The organism is Akkermansia massiliensis (assembly GCF_023516715.1).
Lineage (GTDB): Bacteria > Verrucomicrobiota > Verrucomicrobiia > Verrucomicrobiales > Akkermansiaceae > Akkermansia > Akkermansia massiliensis.
Genome location: NZ_JAMGSI010000001.1, coordinates 241,751 through 267,685, shown reverse-complemented (window position 1 = coordinate 267,685; position 25,935 = coordinate 241,751). Strand labels below are relative to the sequence as shown.

The window sequence follows — 25,935 nt, the reverse complement described above, 5'->3', positions numbered from 1 at the left end:
TCAGATCAATGCCTCCAGTTTCAGGATTTCATTACGGTTGCCGTAGTCACGCCTCCGGCATTCCGCAGACAGGCTTTCCAGGCGCGCGTCATCCTTCAGCAGCCGGAACAGGGCCAGCGCGGCACCTTCCTCGTCATTCGGGATGATGATTCCGTCCACGCCGTCTTCCAGATGCCCGGCGGAGGTCGGAAAGTTTGTAATGGCTACGGGCCGTCCCAATATCTGCGCCTCCCTCACCGCCACGGCCCTTCCCTCATACCGGGACGGCTGCACATACAGCCCGCAGGCGGCCATGTACGGGTAGGGATTGGCCTTTTTACCCAGAATGACCACGTGTTCCCGCATGCCGCAGGCGGCAATTTCACGGCGCAGGGACATTTCATCCCCGTAGCCGATGAGGTACCAGCGCAGTTTTTCCATCCCCATTGCCACCAGGCGCGCGGCCAGCCTGACGGCGCGGTCCATCCCTTTGGCATGGGAGAACCTTCCCACGGTGCACAGGGACGGGGCCCCCTCCATCACGGCGGAAACGTCTTCCAGAGCGGCCTGTTCCCTCACCGCTTCCGGGGAAACGATGTTCTGCATCTCCACCAGCTTATCCTCCAGTTCCGGAAAGCGGGACAGGAAGCCCCTCCCTGCCTGCGGGGAAATGGAGATGATGCGGTCATAGCTGCGCCACACCGGCAATTCACGCTCCACATTGATTCCGATGGAGGAGTAGTCCGTATGAATCCAGGCTATTTTCCTGCGGGCCAGCACCTTGTCCCGGACGATGCGGTGGGGCGTCAGGAAGCTGATGGCCAAGTCATACACGCCCAGCTTTTTCAGGGAAGGAAGAAACGGGGAGACGGCGGCGGCGGCATCGTCAAAGACGGCGTAGTTTTCACGGCCTTCCAGCCGTTTTCCAAAACGGGCGGAACGCCGCTTGGCCCACAGGCGCGCGGCGGCAATGCCCAGCCTCCCTTCCTTCAGGATGTCCTTTACCGGACGGGACAGCGCACGGTAGGAGGGAAGTTCCGGCAGAAGGTTCACTTTATCCGGAATCAGCGGCATCAGCTCTCCGGAATGGCGGTAAACGAACAGGTCCACGCGGAAGCGGGAGGCGTCCAGCGCATCCAGCAGCCCCAGCAGAGCGCGTTCCGCGCCCCCCAGCTCCATGTATTGAATGGCTATGAATATACGTTTCATCTGCATGCCAGCGTGCGCATGTGGCCCATCAGCCCGCGGAAGGGGGACGTCCTGAACAGCACGAGTACGTCCAGCCCCAGCGGAATGACTACGGAAATAATGCCCCACATGAACAGGTCCGCCAGGGGGGAGGAAAAATAGGAACGGGCGCAGAGGGGATACGTCAGCGCATATCCCGCCGCCGCCAGCAGCAGGTACCATCCGTACGTGATGAAGTACCGCCTCAGGGGCTGGTGGAATACATGCCTGTACACCAGCCGGGGGAATTGCCAGACGCCGATGGAAAGAAGGCTGAGCGTCGCGGCCAGCAGCACGCCCGTAATCCCCCACCACTGCACCAGCGTGACGGAAAGCGCGACGTTGAGCACGCCCTGGAGAAGCGGGGAGTACCGGTCCTGGTGAAAGATGCCCGCCTTGGTCTTGAACACCATGGCGGAACGCCTCATGCCCACCACGAAGAAGTTCAGGATGATGACGAACGAGCAGGCCCCGGAGAGCATGTATTCAGGCCCCAGCCACCAGACGATGAAGGGATTCAGCGTGTTCAGCAGAACGATGGAGGACACCCCTGAAATCAGAAAGTTAATCAGGAAAACCCTCTTGAAAATCTCGTACACATGCCCTCTGTCCTCACTGGCGATCAGGTTGCCCACGCTTTCCGCCATGCTGTTGATCACCTGCATGATGAAGGTGGAAATGGTTCCCACCACCAGCATGTAGTTGGAATAGAAGCCCACCGCCGCCAGCCCCACGAAGCTGGAAATGACGATGTTGCTGGTGGAATGCATGAAGTAGCCGCCCACGCTGTGCAGGAACAGGGCCTTGACGTTGACGACGATCTGGCTTTTCGTCACGGCGTCCAGGGCATGGGAGACCCTGCTCCTGACGTAGGGGTACAGGGCATCCACCTTGCGCACCATCGCCACGTTGAACCCCGCCAGGAACAGGGATTCCACCACCAGGTACAGGACGTAGTTGCCCGTCCAGTACAGGATGGCCAGCTTGGACAGGTTCAGCCCCACCTGATAGATGAAGTTAATGGCGCCCAGCCTGTAATTTTTCTGGTCCGCGTTGATGAGGGAATTCTTGTACGCCGTCAGGTACGGCAGGATGGAGTTGAAGACAAAGATGAAATAAACCAGCGCCAGGTAGTCCAGATGCCCCTCGTCCTTGATGAAACAGCCAAGGAACGGATACAGGCACAGGCACAGGATGAGCACGGCGGCGGCAATGATGCGGTACACCTTGCGGTAAAATTGCAGCAGGGCCAGAATCCGCGGCCGGTCGTTCTCCGCCAGAGGCTTGTAGAGGTGAAAAACCACGCTGGTTCCAAAGCCGGACTCCAGCAGCGTGACAGCGGCCAGGATGTTGGTCAGCAGGCCGTTGAGGCCCAGGTACTCCACCCCTATCTCATTGACGAACAGCTTGCGCGTCACAAAGCCCAGCAGGGTCATCGTGACCATCAGGCTGATGGTCACCAGAAAGTTCTTGCCGGAGTTCAGCGTTCTCACGCCTTACCCTCCTCCCCGTTGAGTTCCACGCTCAGCCGCAGGGCCATTCCCTGGGCGAACGGCATCAGGCTCCACACGTCGGAATACATGCCGATGCCCTTGGTATCCCCCTGGCACATGTCCAGCACGCCGTTGCGGCGCGTCACCCCCATCAGCGCCTTTTCCGCACGGAAGGCGGCTTTCAGAAAACGCTCCTCTCCGGAAATACGGTAGGCGGCCAGCAGCAGAAGGCCCAGCAGGGCCGTTCCGGAAGATTCAAACACGGATTCCGGCCTGGCGACCATCCAGCCGAAGCCGCCGTTTTTCTTTTGCAGGGGCAGCAGTTCCTCCGCCAGCGCCAGAATGCGCCGGGCCATTCCAGCCGCCTCCGGCCTCCCGTGCCGAGCCATCAGGCGGTAAAGCTCACACAATCCCAGCGCGTACCAGCCCAGGCCCCGGGACCAGTCATACAGCCCCAGCGGGTAGCCGCGCTCCATTTCAAAGCCATGGGCGGGGAAGGAAGAACCCGGCAGCAGGGCCATATCATATTCCTCCACCTGCTTCACCGCCAGGTTCCAGTATTCCCCTTTTCCCGTACGTGCCGCGCAGGCGGCCGCCAGCGGGCAGGCCAGCCCGATCGCATCCACGTAACGCACGCCGGGCTGCCTGCGCCTGTAGGCCAGCGTTCCCGCCCCCGTCCGCAGGGATTCCAGCAATGCGGCGGAAGCCTCCGCCACCTGGTCCGCCCCGCGGCATCCGGCCTCCAGCACGGCATAATCCAGCAGCAGCCGGTCCGCCTCCCACCGTTCCGGCTCCGGAACGGCCAGGCAATTCCTAACCAGTTCATGTTCCTCCAGACTGTGGCGCAGCCTTTCCTTCAACGCCTCATCCTTCCTGTCCGCGGCATAGACGTGCAGACCCAGGAACAACCCAGCCGCCTGCCACCCCTGAATGGCGGCGTCCGCGTAGGTTCCCCGCGCCATCTCCCACAGGATGCGCCTGCCCTGGTCCCTTTTGGGAACGGCCGGCATGCGCCGCGTCCATGCCGCGGCCGTCCGGGCCAGGGCCTCCTGCCACGCGCGCCGGTCCTGCCAGCGCCCGATATGGAAACGCCCCGCCAGAGTCCCCAGGAATCGCCAGGCATCCACGCAAACCACGGCCAGAACCAGCAGGAGCAGGACGGACAAGATGGAAACGTACGCAATCATGACCGCTTCAACAGGGTTGAAAGTTCTTCCGGCAAACGCGCCAGGCGTTCCCGATACGCGGGGATTTTTTCCGCATAGGCGGCCTTCAGGCCGTCCTCCCTTTCCATCATCCGGATAAACGCCTTCCTCAACTCGCCAGGGTCATCCATCGCCTGCACGGGCAGCACGTGGCCGTCTTCCGTCCCGAACAAATCGCGGGCAATCCCCCTGGCCTTCACGGAATATCCCGCCACCAGCGTGGGAACGCCCGTGGAATAGGCGGCAATGGAGGCGTGGGTACGGGCGGCCACCAGGAAACGGCACCGGGAAATGCAGCCCTTCAATTCCTCACAGGGGGCGTCCCCAACCATAACGACGCGCCCCGTGTGCCGGAAACGCTCCCGCAACGCGCCCAGCGGCTTCCGGTCATCGTTGCCGGGCCACACCACATGGGGAATGAGGGCCACATTCATATCCGTAGCTTCCAGCAGGTATTCCACCAGCCGCACATAGTTTTCCATCACGGCCCCGGCCCTTCCCTCATGGCCGATAATCAGGGGGCTGACGTTGATGCCGACCATGTTCCCTTCCTTCCAGCCCTCCGGCAAAGGCCCCTCCTTCACCGGAAGGGCAAACGCCGGGTCCGGGTACAGCACCGTGCGGAGGCACCCGCATTCCAACAGGGCGTCGCAGGTCAGGGATTCCCTCGCCACAATCAGGTCAAAGGCCCGGAGGTCCTCCAGCATCCGCCCCTTCATATCCTTCCGTTCCAGGGAACACCCCCACAGGACGGCGGGCACGCCGGCGCGGCGCAGCAGGTCGTTCTGCAAATAAATATGCACGGGCTCCCCGTAGCAGTAATTGTCCCCGCCGCTGCACAGGGCCAGGTCCGCACCCTCCTTCACGATGCCGCCGAACGCGAGCCGGTCAAAGGCGTCACGGACGCCCAGCACGCGCCGCCGCAGCCACGCGCCCGCATACCCGGAGGAGCACCTCCGGATGGGCCGCTGTTCCGGCAGCACCCTCACCACTTGTTCCAGCCCATAACGCCTGTCTTCCCCGCACGCGGAGGAGAATAGAACACCCTGTCCGGGACGGAGCAGCAGCATCGTGGACCTGACGATCGCCTCGCAGCCGTGATTGCCGCTGCCTCCATGGGGATATAAAAGAATCTTATGCATGCCCATTCGATTTATTTTTTCCGGCGCGCGCGCCTTCCATCAGCAGGAACAGGCAGAAGGGCCAGCGGTTGAATAAACACATGCTCATCCACCCGGGACAGTGGAACACCCCGGGATAAGCGCGCAGCAGGTTGTTTTCCGGCGTTCCCACAATGGTTCTCACCGCCTTCATGCGCTCCGCCAGGCCGTACCGGTCCCTGAAACGGTAGATTTCAAACAGGGCGTTGTACACCAGCCCCCACCAGCGGAAGGCCAGGTATTCCTCGATTGACGCCCCTTCCAGCCCCCTGGTATGGAAGTACTTCCGCTCCAGGCGGAACTGCCTGACAATCCAGATGAATTTTTCCGGGACAAAACGCGTGGACAGGGTGCCTTCCTCCGCCCGGCGATAGAAGTATCCGGCCTTGTCCACCGTTCTCAAACGCCTGATGTATTTCAGGTACGCCATGTTGAACATCAGGTCCTCTCCATAGGAAACGTCCTCCGGAAAGCGTATGGAATGCCGGGACAGCAGGGTGCGGCGGTACAATTTCACCACCGGGCCAAAAAGCAGGAAGGAACGGAACAGCCGTACCCAGGCTTCCTCCTCTCCGGGCCTGGCGTCCAGCTCCATGGGCTGCGGCACCGTCACTTCATCCTTTTTCCCGGCGCGGACGGAGCACAGCCCTTCCACCACCAGGTCGCAGGCGCCGTCCTCCACGGCGGAGACCAGTTCCTGAAGGTAGGAGGGGGTCACCCAGTCATCCCCGTCAATGAAACACAGCCAGCGGCCGTCCGTTTCCTTCATGCCGCGGTTCCTGGCGGCGGAAACCCCCATGTTCCTGTCCAGATGGATGACCCGGACGCGCTCGTCCCCGGAAGCCAGCCTGTCGCACAGCGGGCCGCTCCCGTCCGTGGAGCCGTCATCCACCAGGCAGACGTCAAAATCCGTGAAGGTCTGGTCCAGCACGGACCCCACGCATTTTTCAAGGAAACGCGCGGCGTTGAACACGGGAATAATGACGGATACGGAGGGCATGGCGGTTCAGCGCGTTTCTTCAAAAAGTTCTTTCACGGCATTCATCTGCCCATCCAGGTCAAACCGGCTCCCCCCGCGGAGCGCCCGCCCGCAATAGTCCCGGCGGTCCGCCTTTCCCGTCAGAATATCTTCCAGGGCGCGGTAAAGCCCCAACAGGTGGTTTTCCGCAATCAACCCGAATTCCCCGTCCCCAAGCTGCTCCCGGACTCCGGAACACAACGTGGCCGCCACGGGCGTGCCGAGAATCAGGCTCTCGGAAATCACGGTGGAATACCCCTCGCTGCGGGAGGAACAGACCAGCCAGTCCGCCGCCTTCACGTAGGGATACGGATTTTCCAGTTGCCCCAGCAGGGATATCCTGCCCTGCAAGTTCCCCTCCGCAATCATGCGTTCCAGCGTCTTCCTTTCAGGCCCCTCCCCCAGAATCCAGAGATGGAAGGAGAAGCCCTCCTGAGCCAGATAGCGGCACGCCGTCACCAGCCGGTCAAATCCCTTCTGGCGCACGAGACGGCCGGAAGCGCAGAACAGGACGGCCCCTTCCGGACGTTCCGGAACGGATTTCCCCGCCTTTTCCCGGACGCGCGGAACGTCCACGGGGTTGTAAACCACCCGCGCATCCTGCAACGGACCAGCCAGGGCCAGCAGGGAGTCCCGGACATTCCGGGAGACGCAGGCCACCGTGTCAAAACGGCGGTAAACGGCCTTTTCCTCTTCCGCGTTCCGGTAGGCCGGCAGCGTCCAGTGGTTGGCGGCCAGGTCAATGTGGACCCAGGCCAGTTTCCGGCTTCCGGCATGGGGGGAGCCGGCGGCTATCCGCGTGGCGTAGCCTTCAATGAAGGCGGCCTCCACGTCATAGGTTCCGCGAATGAACAAGCGGTAGAAAACGGAAGAAGGGAAATGCCTGTAAACCAGCAATTTCAGACCGTTCCGGATTTTGACGAGCAGGCGCGCCCAGGGGCCGTCCTCCTCCCGGAGGGCGTCAAACAGGAAACGGACGGACACATTCCGGGGGTAGCCGGACGGGATGTCCTCCTTCCTGATGGAATAAACGACCACCTGCCACCGGTTTCCGTTCCAGCGGTTCAGCAGGGTTTGCAGAATTTTTTCCGCACCGCCGCCGGACAGGCTGTTGACAAAAAACGCCACCTTCTTCATTTCATTTCCTCCAGCAAATGCTCCACCTTCCGCACGGCGCTTTCATAAGCAACCTCATCCCCGCCCCGGGCCGCCCTTTCCCTCCAATCTTCACAGGATTCCCTGCCGGAAAGGAAATCCTCCATGCCGCCGGCCAGCGCCCCATCATGATTTTCCACAATGCGCCCGAACCTTCCCATGCCAAGCTGTTCCCGCACGCCGGAACACTCCACGGCCAGAACAGGCAGGCCCAGCGCCAGCGCCTCCGTGACCACGGTGCTCATTCCCTCGCTGCGGGAGCTGCATACGAATACATCGGCAGTGGCCATCCACGGGTAGGGATTCTCCCGGAAGCCGGGCATCAGCACGGAGTCCGCCACTCCCAGAGCGGCGGCCTGGCTTTCCAGCTCCCGCCTCCGGCTTCCTTCCCCCAGAATCACCAGTTCCGCCTGCCATCCGCGCTCCTTCAAGCGGGCCAGCGCGGCAATCAGCCGGTCAAAGCCCTTCTGTTCTTCCAGACGCCCCACGGAAACAAAGCGGAAACACTTTTTTTCTGGCACTTCCTCCGCAGCGGAGGCTCCGGAACGCACGGCATCCCGGTCCACCGGATTGTGCAGGACGACGGACCCGGCATGCGCTCCAAAGCGCCGTTCAAACGCTTCCCTGACGGTTTGCGACACATGCGCCACGGTTTGAAAACGGGCGTAAGCCTTCCTTTCCTCCTCCAGCGACCGGAACACCGGCCCCTGCGTCCAGGGCCGGGCCTCCAGGTCCACATGGACCCACGCCAGCCTCCGGGCCTTCCCTTCCGGAGCGGCTGCAAGAAGGCGCGTGGGAAACCCTTCCGTAAAAGCCGCCTCCACATCGTAATCCCCGGCAATGCACCACTTGTAAATCCAGCCCGCAGGCAGAAAACGGTACACCAGAGCGTACTTGAGCCGGTAGAGCCAGCCCCGGCCGCCCACGATGGTGCGGTAATGCGCGTATTTTCCTACTTCCTCCCGGTACGGACCGCAGTCCACCACCGTGCACACCGTCACGTCAAAACGCTCCCGGTCCAGGCCGCGCACCAGCCCGGAGAGAACTTTCTCCGCCCCTCCCCCGGACAGGGATTCCACCAGGAACAGGACTTTCAGACGGGAACGCGGCATAAGACGGGCTTCTGAAACGAATTATTTTCCCGCGCACGGGGAGGAGGTGTCCAGGCTTCTGTACACGGCATACCCGCGGGAAGAGCGGCCATGGGGCTCCACGTCGCACAGGACGATGCCCATGCGCTTCAGCTCTCCGTTTTTCCAGATCTTCTGCAATCCGGCCAAATCACGCTTCTTCACGCAGCCGGCCCGCATGACGTACAGCGTAACGTCGGCCAGCCGGGCGACGATGCGCGCATCCGCCAGGGAGGAGTAGGGAACGCAGTCCATGAAGATGAAATCATACTGCTCCTTTACTTCCTCCATCAGCTTCCTGATGCGGTCATGCAGCAAAAGCCGGGAGGGATGGTCCGGCACGGTTCCCGCAAACAGGTAATCCAGGTGGTCGGAAACGGGGGATTGTTCCACCAGGGAACGCCAGCCGCCCTCCCCGGCCTGCTCCAGATCCCCCAGGCCCGGCTTTCCGGCTCCGCCCAGCAGGGCGCTGAGCGCCCCTTTTCTTAAATCCATATCCATCAGCAGCACCTTCTTTCCGGCCACGGCCAGGGAAAGGGCCAGGTTCACGGAAAGATAGGTTTTCCCCTCCCCGGAACAGGTGGACGTAATCAGGACGCTGAGGGGGTTCCCCTCGTTCCCGTCGGAAAGGGCCACCATGCGTTCCGCCAGCAGGGGGAAGCATTCGGACAGCTCGGAAGGTTCTTCCAGATTCACCACGATTTCCTGGTTCTTCAGCTTCCGCGGCTTGCGCGGCAGTTCCCCGTACACGGGAATGGAGGTCAGGGTTTCTATTTCCTTCCGGCGCTTCACGCTGGAATCCAGCATGGCCGCGACCACGCACAGGAACACGGGAATAGCCATCCCGGCCAGAAATCCCACCATCAGAATCTTGGGAACGTTCGGCTCCAGCGGACCGTTGCCGCCCCGCACGCCGTCCACCATCCGCGCGTTGTCTTCCGTGGCGGCCAGGGCCAGGGAATTTTCCTCCCTCTTGTTCAGCAGGAGAACGTACAGGGATTCCCGGACGCGCTGCTCGCGTTCAATGTGGTTGACGGCCCTTTCCCTGCTGGAAACATTCCTGATATGCTCCCGCGTCTGCTCATGCTGGTCCTGCACGTTCTTCTTCTTGACCAGCAGGGACGTATAGTAGTTATTCACGGAACGCTTCAACGCATCCTTCAGGGAGTTCAAATTGGCCTCCAATTCGCGGATAATCGGATTATTGTCCCCGGCATTCACCTTCAGGCTCGTCCTTTTCAGCAGGGTGTCATTAAAAACGCTGATCTGGTCCCGGATGCCCATGTCCGCTATCTTTGAATTGATGGGGACCAGCCTGGCGTCATGCTCGGCCTCCTGCTCCAGGTAATCTTTCAGGTATTCTATGGACTTGATTTCAAGCTCCAGCTCTCTCAAATCCTTCTTGTCATTGAGGCTGTTCTCATATTCCTCCGTGAGGGCCGTGGACAGGTCCGTCAGAACGTCCGTCTCCTTTTTCAGATCTTCAATGGCGAGGTCATTTTTCTTCATCTCCTCACTGATGACGTCCAGGCGATCTCCGATGAACTCGTTCGTCTTTGTGCCGCGCTTGTTCTTTTCCTCCAGGGACGCCTCATTGTAAAAATGGACGATGCTGTACAGAATATCCTCCGCCTTCACCGGATTATTGCAGCGCATGGAAATGTTGATCAAATCATTCTTTCCGCTCGCCTTTCTGACGGTCAGGCCGCTTCCCAGCCCCATCGCCGCATTCTTCACGGAAGTTCTCCTGACAATCACGGGAACGTTCAGGCTGCTTTCGTCAAACTTGGGAGTTTTCTCCACGATGAAGGCCTGGGAGTCAAACCGGATTTCCTTGCCGAAGACGCCCGTCTCATGCCCGTGATGATCCTTCTCATCCTTTTCCAGGCGGAATTCCGTTCCGGAAACGGGAATCACCAGGAACCGGGCGTCAGCCGTTTTTCCCTCCTGCGTGAACTGCGCCGCAATAGGGGAGTCCTGATAAATTTCCACCTTCCGGAACCCGTTCTTCTTCCAGTAGGTGACGTCCAGCTTCAAATTCCGGACTACCGTTTTCAGCAGGGAATGGGAGGAAAGCAGGAAAATTTCATTGTCCAGATTGGTGGCGCCCGTGTTGACTATTCCGTTGGTGGAGGCCAGCACCGTGGCGGCCACGGATTCCCTGGGGTAATCATCCTTGATGAGGATGGTGGTGGCCTTTCCGTACACCTGGGGCTGCCGCGCCGCGTACAGATAGGCCAGGGGCAGGCAAATGCAAAGGGAAAGCACGCACCAGTACCATTTCCGGACAATCCGGCCCATGATGGCCCTGGGGCTGGGAAGCAGGGATACCGGCGCGGCGCCGCCGGCATCCAGGGATTCCTTCTTGGGGGAGAGGTCTTTCATGGGATTAAATGCAGAAGGCCAGAATGACCATGGCAATGGAGGTGCCGGAAATCAGGTAGGGATAAATCTGGAGCTGTTCGCTACGCGTGTTCACCTTCCTGTCCGACGGAGTGACGTAAATGACGTCATTCTGCTGGATGTAGTAGTAGGGGGAATGGAACAGGTCGCTGTTCCGCAGGTCCACCTTGGACGCAATGCGCTCTCCCTGTGATTCCCGGATAACGTAAATGTCACGGTTGCCGTCCATGTTCAGGTCTCCGGCCTTGCTCAGCGCTTCCAGCAGCGTCAGGCGTTCCCCCTTGATTTCATAATTGCCCGGCTTGGACACTTCCCCGAGCACGGAGAATTTGAAGTTCATCAGGCGCACGCTGACGGCGGGGTCCTTGATGTACCCTTCCCTGATGATTTCACTTTCAATGTCGTTCGCCAGCTGGGTGCAGGTTTTGCCCACGGCCTTGATTCTCCCCAGAACGGGGAACACGATGTCGCCGTCCGTGTTCACGAAGTACCCGCGCTCGTCATCCCTGGGGCTGGAAACGCTGCCGCTGTCCTTGTTGAACATCTGCGCGAGCGTGGGATTCTTGCTGCTGACGGAAATGAACAGGCGGTCATCCTTTTTGATGACTATCTTATATTCCTTCCCGATGGACGCTTTCTGGTCCAGCACCAGGTTCTGGACGTAATTGACTTCTTCAGGCTTGACGCAGGCGGGAAGCGCGCACGCCAGGGCGGCGGCCACCAGCAGGCGGCTCCACAGGGAGGGATGGCGGAACAGATGTAGGTATTTCATTGGATGATTAAGCAGAGGTTAGATGGTAAGGGGTTTCTTCAAGTCCAGGTAGTCGTACTTAGCGTAGGGAGAGTTGTTGCTCTTGTATTCGGGTATCAATTGCTTCATGGCGCGGATGGTATCCTCCAGATGGTGGGCTTCCGCATGCCGCACCAGCTCTTCAAAGGCTTCCTTCAGCTCGGACATGTCATATTTCCGGGTCTGGAAAATGCGGATGCGCTGGTGGGAGGTTTCCAGCGTATGTTCATAGTCCGCCAGAAGTTCTTCATAAAGTTTTTCGCCGGGGCGCAGTCCGGTGAAGACGATGCGGATATCCTTCAGCGGAGAGAGCCCTGCCAGGCGAATCATTTTTTTAGCCAGCTCCACGATTCTGACCTGTTCCCCCATGTCGAAGACGAAAATCTCCCCGCCCTGCCCCATGGCGTTCGCTTGCAGAATCAGGCGGCAGGCTTCCGGGATGGTCATGAAATAGCGGATCATTTCAGGATGGGTGACCGTAACGGGCCCTCCCTTCCTGATCTGCTCCTTGAACAGGGGAATAACGGAGCCCGCGCTTCCCAGCACATTGCCGAACCTCGTGGTAATGAATACGGTGGCGCCTTTTCCGCTCTTTTTCAGCAGGGCTTCCCCCAGGCTCTGCACGTACATTTCAGCCAGCCGCTTGGTGGCGCCCATGACGCTGGTGGGGTTCACCGCCTTGTCCGTGGAGACCATGACGAAACGCTGCACCCCGTACTTGACGGCCAGGGAGGCCAGATGCATGGCCCCCTTCACGTTATTGACCACGGCCGTGCACGGGTTCTCCTCCATCAGCGGAACATGCTTGTAGGCGGCCGCATGGAAAATCACATCCGGCCGGTACAGCTTCATGCTTTCCTCCAGCTGGCGGCGGTGGCAGACATTGGTGATGGAAGTGGCAACGGGAACGTGGGGATATGATTTTTCCACCTCCTGGCGCACCAGCCACAGCGGCGTTTCCGCGTGGTCCAGCAGAACGATCCGGCGCGGGGAAAACCGGCACAGCTGCCTGACCAGTTCGCTTCCTATGGAGCCGGCCGCGCCCGTCACCATCACCACCTTGCCCTTGATGCCGCCAGAGATTTTTTCCATGTCGATGCTGATTTCCTCCCGCTCCATCAGGTCTTCAATCTGCACTTCATCCACGGCCACGCCGGAATATTCGTGAAACGACTGGAACAGGTCGTGGGAAATCATCAGTTCAATCCCCTTTTCCAGGCAGACGTCCGCCAGCTTCTTATCTCCCAGCAAATCGTCCTTCCCCACAAAAACGACTCCCGACGCCTGGAACACATTCAAGGCCGTCTCCACCTCCGCGGCCTCCTTGATCAACCGTATCGGAATCTCCTTGATTTCCTTGCCGTCCGCCTCCGGAGCGGAAGTCAGGATGCCCACCACTTCATATTCCTCACTTTTCAGGCTTCTGATAAGGGAGGCTTTCAGGAGGCAGGCGTCCAGCTTGCCCACCAGCGCAATCCTCTTGCGCCCGGTCGTCGTGAGAGAGGAAACGGATTCGCTGGAATTGAGGTGTTCCAGCCATCTTCTTCCGCCGATGCACGCCATGCGGCACCCGATCAGGACCAGGAAGGTGATGACGAAATTGAAAATGGCGCAAACGACATGCCCCTTGTAATACGCGGGCCAGAGAAGAATGTTAAAGAGGCACAGCAGCATGCTGGCCAGCAGGATGGCCGCCATCAGCTTCTGCAAGTCCTTCATGGTCGTGAACCGGACCAGGGTCTTGTAAACGCCGGACCGCCAGAGCATGGTGCCCGTGACAGCGAGATCGAAGAGGAGGGCTACCCCCATGTGCTTGTCCACCCAGTCACCCTTGTAAATCCATTCCCCGTAATAGCAGGCCAGCAGCGTGACCAGGGAGGAAAGCCCCAAATCCAGCAGGAAGATGAATTTCCCGCTGGCATTCAGCAGATAATGCCGGGCGTAATAGAGGAATTTTGAAATCTGGCTATGAGTCTCGGTCATAAGAGCGAACATTAAAGATTCAACAAGACGTCAATGATGCGGTCCATGTCCTCCCCGGCCAGGGAAGCGCCCGAAGGCAGGCACAGGCCCTCTTCAAACAGGCGGTCCGATACGCCGGAGCCATAAAACGGGCAGGAGCGGAACACGGGCTGCAAATGCATGGGCTTCCAGAGAGGGCGGCTTTCCACCCCGGCCTTCTGGAGCGCCAGCCGCAGCGTTTCCCGGTCAAACCGGGCCTCCTCCGGATTGACCTGAACGCAGGTCAGCCAGTGGTTGGAATGGTAGCGGGAATCCGGATTTTCCAGCAGGGACAGCCCCGGCACGCCGGAAAGCCGGCGGCGGTATTCTTCATGGATGCCGCGCCTTTTTTCCAGGAAGGAGGGGAGGGAAAGCATCTGCCCGCGGCCTATGCCCGCGCACACGTTGCTGAGGCGGTAATTGTAGCCTATGCGCGTGTGTTCATAATGCGGCGCCTGGTCCCTGGCCTGGGTGGCGTAAAACTTGACCCTGTTCCGGGATTCCTCATCCGGGCAGCACAGGGCGCCTCCGCCGGAGGTGGTGATGATCTTGTTTCCGTTAAAGGAAAAGGCCCCGTACGTGCCGAACACCCCGCACTTCCGCCCCCGGTATTCGGAACCCAGCGCTTCCGCGGCGTCCTCCAGCACGGGAATGCCGTATTTCCCGGCAATCTCCATGATCTCCCCCATGCTGGCGGGCATGCCGTAGAGGTCCACCGGAATGATGGCTTTGGGGGTGCGGCCCGTCTGCCTGATGCGGTCCCGGATGGCTTCCTCCAGCATCTCCGGAGACATGTTCCACGTCTTTTCCTCACTGTCCACAAACACCGGGGAAGCCCCCTGGTAAATGATGGGATTGGCGGAAGCGGCAAAGGTCATGGACTGGCAGAGGACTTCATCCCCCGGCCCCACTCCCAGCATCACCAGCCCCAAATGAAGGGCGGAAGTGCCGGACGCCAGGGCCACCACATGCGTTTCCCCCAGGTATTCCTCCAGTTCCCGTTCAAAAGCGTCCACGTTCGGCCCCACCGTCGTCACCCACTTTGATTCAAAGGCTTCATGCACGAACCTTTCCTCCGCCTCCCCCGTGCAGGCCAGGGACAGCCAGACGGTGGATTTCTTCTCCGGCGCAGGGGACGGCTTCTTTTTCAGCACGGCGGGACAGCCCGCATAAGTGCCTCCCACCAGCGCATCCCGGACCAGGGTGGAATTGGCGCCCAGGACGACGTTTTCCTTCACCGTGCGGCACGGGAGCACCACGGACGCGGCCCCCAGGAAATTGGCATTACCCAGCGTCACGCCTCCGGACACCTTGCAGCCGTTGGCCACGACGTTCCAGTTTCCCAGCGTCACGTCATGGCCGATCAGGGAACCGCAGCTGAACAGGTTGAAATCTCCCATGTCCACATGGCAGCTGAAGATGTGGCCGAAGCTGATGACATTCCCCTTCCCCATGGCCACCCGGCCGCGGTCATAAAACTTCACATCAGGGGCGATGATATTGGGAAAATCCAGCAGGGGATTATCCAACAGGCCGGAAATGCGTTCCAAAGCCCGTGGCGAAGCAATCGCGATCACAACGGAAAGAGGCTCCTTCCAGGCATTCAGGTCTTCCACCGTGCCCAGCACGCGGCCGTACTCGTTTTCCGTTCCGGCGGCCACCCCGTCATCAAAGAAACCTATCAAATTCCAGGAGGGGGACTCCCCGTTGATTGCGCGGAGGCAGCAGGCCGTTTCCCTGCCGAATCCCCCGGCGCCGATGATTGCTATATTTTTCTTCATTTTCCGGAACCCGTGAATTTTTCCATGGTGGCGCAGCCTTCACCGCTGATGCCCTGGCGCTGGACCACCTTCGCCAGCGTTAACAGAATGATGCGCGCATCCAGCAACAAGCTCAGATGGTCCACATACCAGACGTCCAGTTCAAATTTGCGGTCCCAGCCGATGGAGTTGCGCCCGTTGACCTGGGCCCAGCCCGTAATGCCGGGCCTCACGTCATGGCGGCGCGCCTGCTCCGCACTGTACAGGGGCAGGTATTCCGGCAGCAGCGGGCGCGGACCGATAAAGCTCATCTGCCCCGCCAGCACATTGAACAGCTGGGGCAGTTCATCCAGGGACAGGGAGCGCACCAGCCGCCCCGCGCGCGTCAGCCGCCGTTCGTCCGGCAGCAGTTCTCCCCGGTCATCCTTTTCATCCGTCATCGTCTTGAATTTGACGATGCGGAACAACTTGCCGTGGCGGCCGGGCCGCGTCTGGCGGAAAAACGGCGTTCCGCGGTTGGCGGCGGCCAGAAGCGCCGCCAGCGCCAGGAACGGAACCAGCAGCACCGCCAGCACAATCAGGGCGGCGGAAAAATCCAGCACCCTCTTGACGCAATTACCGTAAATCATGCCGACGCCCTCCCGTAAAAATGGAGCAATGCTTCCCACACCATCCGGCAGCTGAAACGGCTTTTCACCTGTTCCGCCGCTTCCGCGCCCATCCTCCCGCGCCGTTCCGGGTCGTCCCGCATGGCCGCCATGGCCTGCCGGAGAGCCTCTTCATCCCGTGCCGGAACCAGCAGGCCGTTCACGCCGTCTTTCACGATCTCATTGCACCCGCATATATCCGTGGCAATGGAGGGCAGTTCCATGGCACCCGCCTGCAGCAGCGAATTGGGAAATCCCTCCCGGTAGCTGGGCAGCACGAACGCGTCCGCGGCTTCCAGCCAGGACCGGATATCCTCCTGAAAACCGGGGCGGAACACGCCGGGCACGTCCAGCTTGTCTCCGGCGTAATCCTCCGTCCATCCCACCAGAGCCAGAAAAACGGGAGGACGCCCGGTCTCTGCGCGCAGGGCGGAAAACGCGGCAAGCAGCTCACGGATGCCCTTGTCTTCCGTAATGCGCCCCACAAAAACAAACAGCACGGCATCTTCCGGCAGTTCCAGACGCTTCCTCACTTCCTCCCGGCAGCCGGAACGGCGGAAATAATCAGGATCAACGCCGTTGACGTTCCCGTGGGCCAGGATTTCCAGAGGCTTGCCCGTCACCTTCTCCGCCATCAAGAGCTGCCGGACGCCCTCCCCCTCCGGAATAACGTGGGTGGCAAACAGGCAGGTCAGGCGGTCCATCTGCTTGAGCAGGAACTTGAAGGCCCCCTTCCGGTAGGGAAAAATCAGGCCGGTGAAGGTATGGACGCGGACCGGAACGCGGGCAAGAGCCGCCGCCGCCATGCTCAGCAGTCCGGCCTTGGGGGTCACGGAATGCACTCCCCACGGGCGTTCCCTGCGGAACAGCAGGAACAGGCGCCACAGGCTTTTCAAATCCTTCCACAGGGAAATGGTCCGTTCCATCTCCAGCTCCACGGTTTCCACGCCTTCGCGGCGGCGGATGCGCGCATGCTCCGCTCCGGGGGAAGCCACGGCAAGAACGTCAAAAAACCCGTTCAGGTAATTCAACTGGCCCTTGAGCAGCAGGTCCAGCGAGATAGGGGACGCCGCAACCCGGATGAGCTTCCTTTTCATGCGTTGTAAATATTCATGTAAAAGGTGAAGGCGTAAACCACCGGGATAAAGCAGGCCAGTTTCTTTTCCTGGTCCGCCCAGAACCTCTGCTTGAAAAAGGGATAGATGAAGACAAAGCCCATCAGGAACCAGGAAAGCTGGGCGAACCTGTTGCTGAACGCCGCGTACATGCAGAGAATCCAGAACGCATTGGCCGCAATGTAGATGTTCAGCAGCCACGTATACATCACGTCCCGGTATTCCTCCCGGAACAGGAAGTAACAGCTCGTCACAATGGGGAGCGCGCTGTAAATCAGGAAATCCCAGCGGAAACCCACGCTGCTGAACAATGCGGAGGAAGCCTTCAATTCATCCGCCTGGTTGATGTAAAGGGTCAGGCGCGGATCATCGAAAAAGCCGGAGGAGGCGATCATCTCCCCGATGGCGGGACCGGCCAGAATGACGGCCAGGATGCTCCCTACCCACGCCGCCACGTAATACCGCGTATCCGTGATAAACCAGGCGCAGGCTCCCGCGGCGGCCAGCAGCATCATGGACTTGTGCAGGCTGACGGCGAGCACGGTGCAAAGGAGAAGCATTTTAAGGTTGCTGCGGAAGGTGAGGCCCAGAATCATCACGGAGGCGGCCATGCCGTTGCGGACGCCGTTGACCCCGTATACCCAGAAGGTGAACATGGCGCACGTAATCAGGAAGGGAATGAACCACCGGGCTCCGAAAATCCTGTAGCTGGCCAGGGCCAGCGCTCCCACGTATACCGCGGAACAGGTCAGGAAATAATCGTGCACATTGCCGTGCTGCGCCCACGCATGCAGAATGACGGCAAACAGCCATTCCCCCTTCATGCCCGTCAACTGGGCTTTCCAGTTGCCCGCCTCTCCCTGCTGAAGCGTCTGGAATTCCGCGGCGTAATTGATGGTATCTCCAAACTCTGCGCTGACGGGACGCGCGCCCATGTACATGATCAGGGCGACGACGAATAAAAAGCCGGCCAGGCTGTCCAGCCTGGCGGTGGAAGCGGAAAAGATTCCTCCCGTTCCCGCCTGATAAACCGCACCAAGGATTAAAAAAAGAATGGTCCAGTTAAACAATGCAGTGTATGAGGAAATGGGAATAAAATCGAAACACATGCCAAGGCAAAAACGGGCGCGGCCGGACATTAGCGGATTACCAGTCCGTTTGAAAATAGAGGCCCGGAAAAGCTGGCAAATTCAGCCTCTTAGGCAGGGGAGGAAAAACGGCTTTTCCGTTGGGATAAAAATCCAGAAACTCCTTAAAGTTTATATTGTCAGAATCTTCGATTGACAGCGGACTGGTAATCCGGTTTAATATTTGGCCCTCAAAAAACGATTTTTCTTTCCCTTTATCATTATATATTGAATATGAAGAAAATAGCAAATGACTCTAACTATACGATAATGTAGAAAACAGCTTTTCGGCATTGTTTGACGCGCCCGGATGCCCTATCGTTTCCTCCGGTCCGGGCCATGTCCCCTGCTTCCGTTCCGGCAGGCATCCTGTTCATGGCGGCGGAGCCTTTACGACCGCGCCCATGCACCACCCTGTTCAAACCATTCCGGAGGCTCCCCTCGTCAGCATCATCGTTCCCGTGTACAACCTGGAAACGTGCGTTTCCTCCTGCCTGGACAGCCTGCTGCGCCAGACCTGGTCACCGCTGGAAATCATCCTGGTCAATGACGGTTCCACGGACCGCACGGCGCACATTCTGAACGCCTATGCGGCGCGGCATCAGAACATCCGGGTCATCACCCGGGAGAACGCGGGGGTGGACGCCGCGCGCTACGCCGGCATGGACATGGCCGCGGGAGAGTATGTGATGTTCGTGGACGGGGACGACGCCATTTTTCCGGACAGCGTGGAAGCCATGGCTCAAATGGCCGTCCGGGAACGGGCGGACGTCGTCATCGGAGACTACGTCCGCCATCTGGACCGCTTCGGCCTCTTCCGCAGGAAGGACGGCCATATCCCGCACAGCCGGGTGGTGGAAAGGGAGGAATTCCTGTCCTCCTACCATTCCGGCTTCTTCGGCATGGACAGGCACGGCCTGTTCTACACCTACGGGAAAATGTGCATCAAGCTTTACAGAAGGGAATTCCTTCTGTCCAGCCGTCCCGCCCCCAGCGGGCTCAGGTACGCGGAAGACCAGCTGTTCAACCTTCAGGTATTCCCCAGGGCGGAACGAATCGCCGTGCTGGCAAAGGAGGTGTATATCTATAAATTCGGAGGGGTGACCGGGAACCTGTCCCTCTCCCTCTTTGACGACATGCTCCGCCTTCATTCCCTCAAGCTGACCTTGACGGACCGGGAAGACTGGAAAAAAAGCGAACTGGGGGCCTTCCTGAACAACGTGCGCAGCTTTCTGGCAACCCTGGCCGTCTCCGGAAAACTGAAGGCGGACGGCATGCCGCAGGCGCTTGAAAAATTGAACGCCAGCTCCATCTGGCGCCACGCGCTGGAAGCCCATCCCGCCCGTGACGACGCCTTCCTTTCCGCCATGCGCCGGAATGACGCCGCGGCGGCCTACGCGGAACTCAGCCGCCATACCTTCCTGAAAAAAATCGCCTACAGGCTGCGCCGGATCCTTCTGCGGCTGGTCCGCTGAATCCATTCCCGCACCGTGGGAACGTCCCCACGCTCCCCGGCACAGCCGCCGCAGGGCCGGAAAAAGCCGGAGCCGGGAAGAAACAGTTTTTTATTGCGTTCCGGGCGGGTAAATCATATATCCCAGCGGTTCAGCCTCCACCGTTTTTTTCCTACCTTCCATGCCCTCCATTTCCTTCCTGAAAAACCTCGGAGTCCTGCTGACGGGCTGGCTCCTCTTATGCTGCGGCGCGGGAGCGGCGGAAAACGGCAGAATCCTGATGGTGACGGAAGCGACCTTCCCGCCCTACGAATTCCGGGAGGGGAACGCCATCATGGGCATTGACCCGGAAATCATGCGGGAGGTGGCCCGGCGCACCGGCAGGGAGCTGGTCATTGAAGACATGAGCTTTGACTCCGTGATTACGGCGGTGGTCTCCGGAAAGGCGGACGTGGCCGCCTCCGGCATCACGGTCACTCCGGAACGCAGGGGAAAAGTGGACTTTTCCATCCCCTACGTGGAAGCCGCGCAGGTCATCATCGTCCCCAAAGGCTCCCCCATCCGGGGCCGGGAAGACATCCGCGGCAGGAGAATCGGCGTGCAGCACGGAGCCACGGGAGACATCTACGTCACCCGGAACATCCAGCAGCCGGAACGCTTCCCCAACGGGGCGCTGGCCGTAGCCGCCGTGGCGGCGGGCAAGGTGGATGCGGCCGTAATTGACCAGGACCCGGCCAGAATGTACGTGGCAGGCAATGACCGGCTGGAAATCCTGCCGGAACCCCTCACTTCAGAATCCTATGCCATTGCCGTCCGCAAGGGAAATCCGGAACTTCTCCAGGACATCAACAGCGCCATTGCGGACCTGAAAGCCTCCGGCAGGCTGGAGGAAATAAGGACCGCGTACGCGGCCATGCAGGTCAAGTCCGCCGCGGGAGCCGGAAAACACGCCGCCGGGGGGAACTGGCTGGAAAACATGTGGCTGGACCTGAAGGACTCCTTTGACGTCAACTTCATGCAGGAAGGCCGCTGGAAATACCTGGCCAACGGCTTCCTGGTCACGGTGGAGGTCTCCTTTTTCTCCGTCCTGCTGGGCATCCTGATGGGCTTTGTGGTAGCCGTCATCCGCGCCACGCATGACAAGACGGGCAATTTCCGCTTCCTGAACGCCCTCTGCAAACTGTACCTGACGGTGATCCGCGGCACGCCCGTGGTCGTGCAACTGCTCATTATCTACTTTGTGATCTTCGGTACCGTGGACGTCAGCAAGGTGCTGGTGGCCGTGGTGGCCTTCGGCTTCAACTCCGGCGCCTACGTGGCGGAAATCATCCGCGGCGGCATCATGGCCATTGACAAGGGGCAGTTTGAAGCCGGCCGCAGCCTGGGCCTGGGATACGCCCAGACCATGATTTTCATCATCCTGCCCCAGGCCTTTAAAAACGTGCTGCCCGCGCTGGGGAACGAATTCATCGTGCTGCTGAAGGAGACCAGCGTCTCCGGCTACATTGCCCTTCAGGACCTGACCAAGGGCGGCGACATCATCCGGAGCCAGACTTACACCGCCTTCATGCCCCTGACGGCCGTAGCCCTGATTTACCTCTCCGTGGTCATGCTGTTCAGCTGGCTGCTCGGCAAACTGGAAAGGAGACTGAAAAACAATGAATGAACAGCCCGGAAACACCCCCATGTTCCAGATCAGCCGCCTGGTGAAGGAATTCAACTCCGTGCCTGCGGTCAATGACGTCACCACGCAGATTGACCGGGGGGAAGTGGTCTTCATCGTAGGGCCGTCCGGCTCCGGGAAAAGCACCTTCCTGCGCTGCCTGAACCTGCTGGAGGAACCCACCTCCGGGGAAATCCTCTTCAAGGGGGAGCTGGTCACCTCCCCCCGCACGGACGTCAACCAGTTCCGCCGGCACGTGGGCATGGTCTTCCAGCACTTCAACCTTTTCCCGCACCTGACCATCCTGGAAAACATCACGATCGCCCCGGTCAAAACGGGACGCTCCACCAGGAAGGAGGCCGTGGCCCAGGCGGAAACCCTGCTCCGGCGCATCGGGCTGTACGACAAGAGGAACTCCTATCCCCTCCAGCTTTCCGGGGGACAGAAGCAGCGCATCGCCATCGTGCGCGCGCTGGTCATGAATCCGGACGTGATCCTGTTTGACGAACCCACATCCGCCCTGGATCCGGAAATGGTGGGGGAAGTGCTCTCCCTGATGAAGGACCTGGCGCAGGGTGGGCTGACCATGGTGGTGGTCACCCATGAAATAGGGTTTGCGCGGGAGGTGGCCTCCCGCGTCCTGTTCATGGACAAGGGAAAAATTGTGGAAGAAGGGCCTCCCGCCCAGGTGATCGACCACCCCGCCAACCCCAGGCTGAAGGAATTCTTCTCCAAGGTGCTCTGACGCGGCCAGTCCCGGAAAATTCTCCGCAGGAGACCTGCCCCGCGCCCTCCTGCCGCCGAAGCAGGAAGCAGCGAAGACCGCCTTACTTCTTCTTTTCCCTGATCTCCCCCCTCATGCCCAGCTTGACGTCCACGGGGACGGAGACCGGCTCCACAGGAACCTTGTAAATCATCCGGAACCTGAGTTTTTGCATATTCTCCGGCTCTTCAAACTGCAGGCGCCTTGTCCATTCACGGTAGGAGGAGTTCATTCTGCTCCCCCCGCCCCGGGATTCGGTTTCCAGAACTTCGTCCTTCTCATTGAGAATTTCAAAACGGTCCAGGTCGAAGGAGCTTTCCACCCCCAGCCCCAGAATCATTTTCCTCATCTTTTTTCCGTTCCTTTCAAACGTACTGCACTCTTTCAGGAAAAGCCTGCCTGTAGGCACGCTTTCAGACAGGACGATGTCTCCGCCGCCCGCTTCCTCCCGGTCATTGGCTCCCGGCAGCGGCACATGCTCTTCCGCCTCTTCTGCCAGGGGAAATTCGTAAACAGGGCTCTCCACGGAACGGGAGACGGGAACGCGGAACACCCCTTTCAGCCGTACCCAGGAAGCGTCCGGAGAAGGCAGTTCTCCGGCAACTCCATTGACGGTTGCCTGTACTATTCCGCCTTCACTCCGCGGGTACATGCTGCCCATCCTAAACTCTGCCGGGGCCAGCTTCCTGCCGGTGGAATCGGTCGCCTCCAGATACTGGATACCGTCATTGTATCGCGATCCAAAGCCCAAGGGGGACTTGACGCTGAAATTTACTCCGAACTTCAGCTGCAGAGGGGATTCCTGGGGCGCTCCGTTAATCCACATGCTGTTTTTTTCCATGCCGACGGAAACAAAAACGACCTTCACCGGATTTTTTTCCTCCGGCTTGCCGCCGCCCCACGCCGCCGCTCCCAAAGCCGCAGCGGCGCACAGCAAAAACCGGGCAACAATAATGCTCTGCCTGTTCATCCTAGTTCTCCTTGTTCGGGGTATCCTGTTGTTCCACGGCGCCGGACAGGCCGCACCGGATACGGACGGGCACCATGATTTTCCTTAATCCCTCCGCATATTGAACGGCCACCTTCAGTTCCTCCTGCTTCTTCCCCTGCATCCGGAAGTACCGGCCCCAGTCATAACTCTTCAGGGAGCGTCCGGAGCTGGAACCGTAATTTTCCGTCACCAGCGGAGCGCCATCCGGGGAATGCAGTTCAAAATCCAGAAAGCCAAGCGGAGTGGAAGAATGGACTTCCACCCTCAGCATATACCCCTTCGTGTCGTCTCCGCCCTCATCATAATGGCCTTTCAGTTTGACCTTCACGTCCCCGCCGTCCAGTCCGGCGTTCTTGAGCACCAGAGGAACGGAGAAATCCTTGACCGTCATCTTGAGCGTCACGCTCTCCGAAACGGCGGGGCTGCTATATATCACCAAGGGAACCTCCCCTTTGACTTCCACCCACCTGGCTTTTTCCGAAGGCAGCCAGGACGGCGTACTTAAAAAAATTGTTCCGGCTATGTTGCTCTGCTGGTAGGAACGGGAATCACTGTAACGGCAATTCGTTTTGGCAGGAGAACTTCCTTCGGAATCCGTCAGGGCCAGCTCGGAACCGGACTCCCCGCCATAAGCCACCTTCCATGAAGAAGACGTTTCCCTGACCTTCAAATCCATGGAAAACGACCGGCTGGCTTTTGAAAACGGCCCGGCCTCCTGGAGGTTCGTTCTCCAACCATCCAGGGAAACGGTTACGGCAGGTTCTTCAGGGCTTTCCTTTCCGGCAGCGGGGCCGGAAACAGCCGCGCAGCAGAACGCGGCCAGCCAGGGCAGGCAATAGTGAAGCATAGGCAGGGGGTAAGGGTACTTTTTCAGCATAACACGTTCGCAGAACGGCACAAGATGAAAAGAGACCGCCGCCAAGGAAGAAGCGCCGGTTCCGGCAAAACGCTAGCCTGCTTTCTTTCCTCCCCGCTTTTCCGCCTCCTCCCGTATTTCCCCGCCTATGCCGAACCTGGCATCTACAGGAACGGAAACATACTTCAGGGCAGTTTTATAAACCAGCCGGACCCTGCATTTGTCTGCATTCATTTTTTCCGGAGGGGAAAACGTAAAATCGGCCGTCCAGGTTGTTGACTCATCATCAATCTCCGAATTGTCAAGGGACTGGTACTCCAGCACTTTCCCATTCTCGTCAAGAAGCTGGAATTTTTCCGGACGGAACGCGTTATTCGCGTCCAGACAAATGCTGAGCATGAGCTGTTTTTTTCCATCCTCCGTCACCCGCTCGCATTTTTTCACATACAGGTTCCCCACCGGCAGCTCGCACGGTTCCACCACATCGTTCACATTCCCGCCGTTCTCTTCCTCAATGCCAGGAAGCGGAATGAAGGCGGCGGCGCCCTGCCTTAAAGGCAATTCGTAAACAGGGCTTTCCAGCGTGCGCGCCACCGGGACCCTCAGGCATCCCTTCAGCCGGATCCAGGCACAGCCGGCAGGGGGCAGATTGGCCGCAGTGCCTTCAATTACCGTGAAACTCACTCCTTTTCTACTATTTTCATTCAGCCATGCCGTTTGAAATTCCACAGGGGCCAGCTCCCTGCCATCCGCTGCCCACCTTCCCAAAGACTGGTTTTCCACCACGCTACTCTCTCCAAACCCCCAGGGTTCGCGGATAAAAAGAACGGCGCTGCACTTCCATTGCAGTACCCCTTCCCCGCCGTCATTCCCCGTGTCCCGCTTCAACCCCGCTTCCCTAAAGACGATTCCCACTTTTTCCTCCATTTTCCCCTCTTCCGCTCCCCGGCACGGGTGCCAGCCCGGCAGGAAGAAGACGATGCCGCACCATAAACAATGTATCGCCTTCATGGTTTCCGCTGCCGTGAAGTTTCCCGGACCATTCCGGACAAACCGAATTTCAGGTCGACAGGCACGTCAATCCGTTTCAGCTCAGTCATGTAATTCACCAAGACCTGTATCTCCCCCTTTTCTTCCGGTTCCAGCCTGTAATCCCATTCCCAGGAGAGGGAACCGCCGGAACCGGAAGAATAGCCCCAGCTCCAATTTTTTCCCATCACGGGAGTACTGTCCGGTTTCATGAGCGTCACTCCGCAAATACCCAGCATGCGTGACGAAACCAGCTCCACGTTCAGGTTTATTTTTCCGGAATCCTTATTGAGCGACCTTGTTATTTTCAGAGTAGCCTGCGCGTCTCCCTGCCGGCCGTCATCCATCAGGCTCCCGCCTTTCAGAACAACATGGCGTTCTTCCTTTTCCTTGTCCATGGAAAAAAGACAGCCCTCGGACGTCACCTCCTTCTCCGCTGTCACCAGCAGCATATTCCCCTTTACACTCACCCAGCGGGCGTCCGGAGCGGGAACCCAATCTTCCGTTTCCATCCTGAATTCGGGATCGCGGGCATGCAGGAAATCAACATAATCGGAAGGAACGTTCCCTCCACCGGTGGAATCACGTATCTCCAGGCGGATGCCCTCCTTTCTGCTCCCTATGATTTTGCCGGGACCGGGATTGGAAAAACCCAGCACGACCTGGAACGTTCTTTCCGGTTTTTTTATTCCGGGCTCCCAAGGGATTTTACTTGTAGCCGACAGAAGAATGACGGAAACCGCCTTTTCCTCCGGCGCCTCGTCACCCGGTGCGGAAACGCCCGCAAACAGGCAAAAAACGGGAATTGCGAAAAAGATTTTCATCAGGGCAGTTGTTACAGTAATTCACGCTAGCATTTCCCTTTCAAGGATCAAGGGTAAAATGAAAACGTCAGGAATTCACTCCCTCTGCCGCCGCATGGGAACGGTGGCAGCGCAGCATTCCGTTCCCGCAAAGCCGCCTTCCGGC

Annotated in this window: 21 protein-coding genes and 2 pseudogenes; 4 read left to right on the top strand and 19 right to left on the bottom strand. The window is 59.4% G+C overall.

Annotation, left to right across the window (positions count from 1 at the left end):
- From M8N44_RS01175 to M8N44_RS01110, 15 genes and pseudogenes are all read right to left on the bottom strand, one after another.
- Window positions 1-1,188 (bottom strand): glycosyltransferase, encoded by a 1,188-nt coding sequence (locus M8N44_RS01175; RefSeq protein ID WP_215451197.1) that lies wholly within the window; start codon window positions 1,186-1,188, stop codon window positions 1-3.
- Complete coding sequence (locus tag M8N44_RS01170; protein WP_102728903.1) at window positions 1,185-2,699, bottom strand: lipopolysaccharide biosynthesis protein; 1,515 nt, start codon at window positions 2,697-2,699, stop codon at window positions 1,185-1,187. The genes M8N44_RS01175 and M8N44_RS01170 overlap by 4 nt, the downstream gene beginning before the upstream one ends.
- On the bottom strand, window positions 2,696-3,886 hold the full coding sequence (locus M8N44_RS01165) for a glycoside hydrolase family 88 protein (RefSeq protein ID WP_102728904.1): 1,191 nt from the start codon (window positions 3,884-3,886) through the stop codon (window positions 2,696-2,698). The genes M8N44_RS01170 and M8N44_RS01165 overlap by 4 nt, the downstream gene beginning before the upstream one ends.
- The gene (locus tag M8N44_RS01160; protein WP_180975246.1) at window positions 3,883-5,046 is read right to left on the bottom strand and encodes a polysaccharide pyruvyl transferase family protein; all 1,164 of its coding nucleotides are present in this window, start codon (window positions 5,044-5,046) and stop codon (window positions 3,883-3,885) included. The genes M8N44_RS01165 and M8N44_RS01160 overlap by 4 nt, the downstream gene beginning before the upstream one ends.
- A complete protein-coding gene (locus tag M8N44_RS01155) occupies window positions 5,039-6,064 on the bottom strand; it encodes a glycosyltransferase family 2 protein (protein ID WP_022396183.1) in 1,026 nt (341 codons plus the stop codon). The genes M8N44_RS01160 and M8N44_RS01155 overlap by 8 nt, the downstream gene beginning before the upstream one ends.
- A gap of 6 nt (window positions 6,065-6,070) precedes the next feature.
- Entirely contained in the window at window positions 6,071-7,219 is a 1,149-nt protein-coding gene (locus M8N44_RS01150; protein ID WP_102728906.1) for a glycosyltransferase, read from the bottom strand.
- Window positions 7,216-8,349 carry a glycosyltransferase gene (locus M8N44_RS01145; RefSeq protein ID WP_102728907.1) on the bottom strand — a complete coding sequence of 378 codons (1,134 nt, stop codon included), beginning with the start codon at window positions 8,347-8,349 and terminating at the stop codon, window positions 7,216-7,218. The genes M8N44_RS01150 and M8N44_RS01145 overlap by 4 nt, the downstream gene beginning before the upstream one ends.
- Before the next feature lie 21 nt (window positions 8,350-8,370).
- On the bottom strand, window positions 8,371-10,752 hold the full coding sequence (locus M8N44_RS01140) for a GumC family protein (protein ID WP_102728908.1): 2,382 nt from the start codon (window positions 10,750-10,752) through the stop codon (window positions 8,371-8,373).
- Between the two features lie 4 nt (window positions 10,753-10,756).
- Window positions 10,757-11,542 (bottom strand): polysaccharide biosynthesis/export family protein, encoded by a 786-nt coding sequence (locus M8N44_RS01135; protein ID WP_022396187.1) that lies wholly within the window; start codon window positions 11,540-11,542, stop codon window positions 10,757-10,759.
- Between the two features lie 18 nt (window positions 11,543-11,560).
- Window positions 11,561-13,543, bottom strand: a complete 1,983-nt coding sequence (locus M8N44_RS01130; RefSeq protein ID WP_180970965.1) for a UDP-N-acetylglucosamine 4,6-dehydratase family protein — start codon at window positions 13,541-13,543, stop codon at window positions 11,561-11,563.
- A gap of 11 nt (window positions 13,544-13,554) precedes the next feature.
- Window positions 13,555-14,712, bottom strand: coding sequence for a DegT/DnrJ/EryC1/StrS family aminotransferase (locus M8N44_RS14020; RefSeq protein ID WP_343132764.1), 1,158 nt, complete (start codon window positions 14,710-14,712; stop codon window positions 13,555-13,557).
- Window positions 14,713-15,111: 399 nt separating this feature from the next.
- Window positions 15,112-15,342, bottom strand: a pseudogene (locus M8N44_RS14015) (PglD-related sugar-binding protein); the annotation flags it as partial.
- Window positions 15,339-15,947 (bottom strand): sugar transferase, encoded by a 609-nt coding sequence (locus tag M8N44_RS01120; RefSeq protein ID WP_102728947.1) that lies wholly within the window; start codon window positions 15,945-15,947, stop codon window positions 15,339-15,341. The gene M8N44_RS01120 and the pseudogene M8N44_RS14015, both read right to left, overlap by 4 nt.
- Window positions 15,947-17,065, bottom strand: coding sequence for a glycosyltransferase family 4 protein (locus tag M8N44_RS01115; protein ID WP_102728909.1), 1,119 nt, complete (start codon window positions 17,063-17,065; stop codon window positions 15,947-15,949). Before M8N44_RS01115 ends, M8N44_RS01120 begins: the two co-directional genes overlap by 1 nt.
- Entirely contained in the window at window positions 17,062-18,153 is a 1,092-nt protein-coding gene (locus tag M8N44_RS01110) for an EpsG family protein (RefSeq protein ID WP_180975248.1), read from the bottom strand. Before M8N44_RS01110 ends, M8N44_RS01115 begins: the two co-directional genes overlap by 4 nt.
- A gap of 461 nt (window positions 18,154-18,614) precedes the next feature.
- On the opposite strand from M8N44_RS01110, the gene M8N44_RS01105 reads away from it, so the two are divergent.
- The 4 genes and pseudogenes from M8N44_RS01105 (at window position 18,615) to M8N44_RS01095 (ending at window position 22,072) form a co-directional block, all read left to right on the top strand.
- Entirely contained in the window at window positions 18,615-19,685 is a 1,071-nt protein-coding gene (locus tag M8N44_RS01105; protein WP_146021175.1) for a glycosyltransferase family 2 protein, read from the top strand.
- Between the two features lie 160 nt (window positions 19,686-19,845).
- A pseudogene (locus tag M8N44_RS14010) lies at window positions 19,846-20,559 on the top strand (transporter substrate-binding domain-containing protein); the annotation flags it as partial.
- A gap of 81 nt (window positions 20,560-20,640) precedes the next feature.
- A complete protein-coding gene (locus M8N44_RS14005; RefSeq protein WP_343123150.1) occupies window positions 20,641-21,330 on the top strand; it encodes an amino acid ABC transporter permease in 690 nt (229 codons plus the stop codon).
- Entirely contained in the window at window positions 21,323-22,072 is a 750-nt protein-coding gene (locus M8N44_RS01095) for an amino acid ABC transporter ATP-binding protein (RefSeq protein WP_022396195.1), read from the top strand. Before M8N44_RS14005 ends, M8N44_RS01095 begins: the two co-directional genes overlap by 8 nt.
- A gap of 82 nt (window positions 22,073-22,154) precedes the next feature.
- On the opposite strand, the gene M8N44_RS01090 is transcribed toward M8N44_RS01095, so the two are convergent.
- From M8N44_RS01090 to M8N44_RS01075, 4 genes are all read right to left on the bottom strand, one after another.
- A complete protein-coding gene (locus tag M8N44_RS01090; RefSeq protein ID WP_102722365.1) occupies window positions 22,155-23,060 on the bottom strand; it encodes a hypothetical protein in 906 nt (301 codons plus the stop codon).
- Window position 23,061: 1 nt separating this feature from the next.
- The gene (locus M8N44_RS01085; protein WP_102728912.1) at window positions 23,062-23,928 is read right to left on the bottom strand and encodes a hypothetical protein; all 867 of its coding nucleotides are present in this window, start codon (window positions 23,926-23,928) and stop codon (window positions 23,062-23,064) included.
- A gap of 102 nt (window positions 23,929-24,030) precedes the next feature.
- A complete protein-coding gene (locus M8N44_RS01080; protein WP_102722367.1) occupies window positions 24,031-24,948 on the bottom strand; it encodes a hypothetical protein in 918 nt (305 codons plus the stop codon).
- A complete protein-coding gene (locus M8N44_RS01075) occupies window positions 24,945-25,625 on the bottom strand; it encodes a hypothetical protein (protein WP_215709552.1) in 681 nt (226 codons plus the stop codon). Before M8N44_RS01075 ends, M8N44_RS01080 begins: the two co-directional genes overlap by 4 nt.
- Window positions 25,626-25,935 lie beyond the last annotated feature (310 nt).

Excerpts from the sequence above, each read along its gene's own strand:
- M8N44_RS01175 (WP_215451197.1), bottom strand. The coding sequence starts at position 1,188 with ATGAAACGTATATTCATAGCCATTCAATACATGGAGCTGGGGGGCGCG.
- M8N44_RS01165 (WP_102728904.1), bottom strand. The coding sequence starts at position 3,886 with ATGATTGCGTACGTTTCCATCTTGTCCGTCCTGCTCCTGCTGGTTCTG.
- M8N44_RS01160 (WP_180975246.1), bottom strand. The coding sequence starts at position 5,046 with ATGCATAAGATTCTTTTATATCCCCATGGAGGCAGCGGCAATCACGGC.
- M8N44_RS01155 (WP_022396183.1), bottom strand. The coding sequence starts at position 6,064 with ATGCCCTCCGTATCCGTCATTATTCCCGTGTTCAACGCCGCGCGTTTC.
- M8N44_RS01150 (WP_102728906.1), bottom strand. The coding sequence starts at position 7,219 with ATGAAGAAGGTGGCGTTTTTTGTCAACAGCCTGTCCGGCGGCGGTGCG.
- M8N44_RS01145 (WP_102728907.1), bottom strand. The coding sequence starts at position 8,349 with ATGCCGCGTTCCCGTCTGAAAGTCCTGTTCCTGGTGGAATCCCTGTCC.
- M8N44_RS01140 (WP_102728908.1), bottom strand. The coding sequence starts at position 10,752 with ATGAAAGACCTCTCCCCCAAGAAGGAATCCCTGGATGCCGGCGGCGCC.
- M8N44_RS01135 (WP_022396187.1), bottom strand. The coding sequence starts at position 11,542 with ATGAAATACCTACATCTGTTCCGCCATCCCTCCCTGTGGAGCCGCCTG.
- M8N44_RS01130 (WP_180970965.1), bottom strand. The coding sequence starts at position 13,543 with ATGACCGAGACTCATAGCCAGATTTCAAAATTCCTCTATTACGCCCGG.
- M8N44_RS01115 (WP_102728909.1), bottom strand. The coding sequence starts at position 17,065 with ATGAAAAGGAAGCTCATCCGGGTTGCGGCGTCCCCTATCTCGCTGGAC.
- M8N44_RS01105 (WP_146021175.1), top strand. The coding sequence starts at position 18,615 with ATGCACCACCCTGTTCAAACCATTCCGGAGGCTCCCCTCGTCAGCATC.
- M8N44_RS14005 (WP_343123150.1), top strand. The coding sequence starts at position 20,641 with ATGTGGCTGGACCTGAAGGACTCCTTTGACGTCAACTTCATGCAGGAA.
- M8N44_RS01095 (WP_022396195.1), top strand. The coding sequence starts at position 21,323 with ATGAATGAACAGCCCGGAAACACCCCCATGTTCCAGATCAGCCGCCTG.
- M8N44_RS01090 (WP_102722365.1), bottom strand. The coding sequence starts at position 23,060 with ATGAACAGGCAGAGCATTATTGTTGCCCGGTTTTTGCTGTGCGCCGCT.
- M8N44_RS01085 (WP_102728912.1), bottom strand. The coding sequence starts at position 23,928 with ATGCTTCACTATTGCCTGCCCTGGCTGGCCGCGTTCTGCTGCGCGGCT.
- M8N44_RS01080 (WP_102722367.1), bottom strand. The coding sequence starts at position 24,948 with ATGAAGGCGATACATTGTTTATGGTGCGGCATCGTCTTCTTCCTGCCG.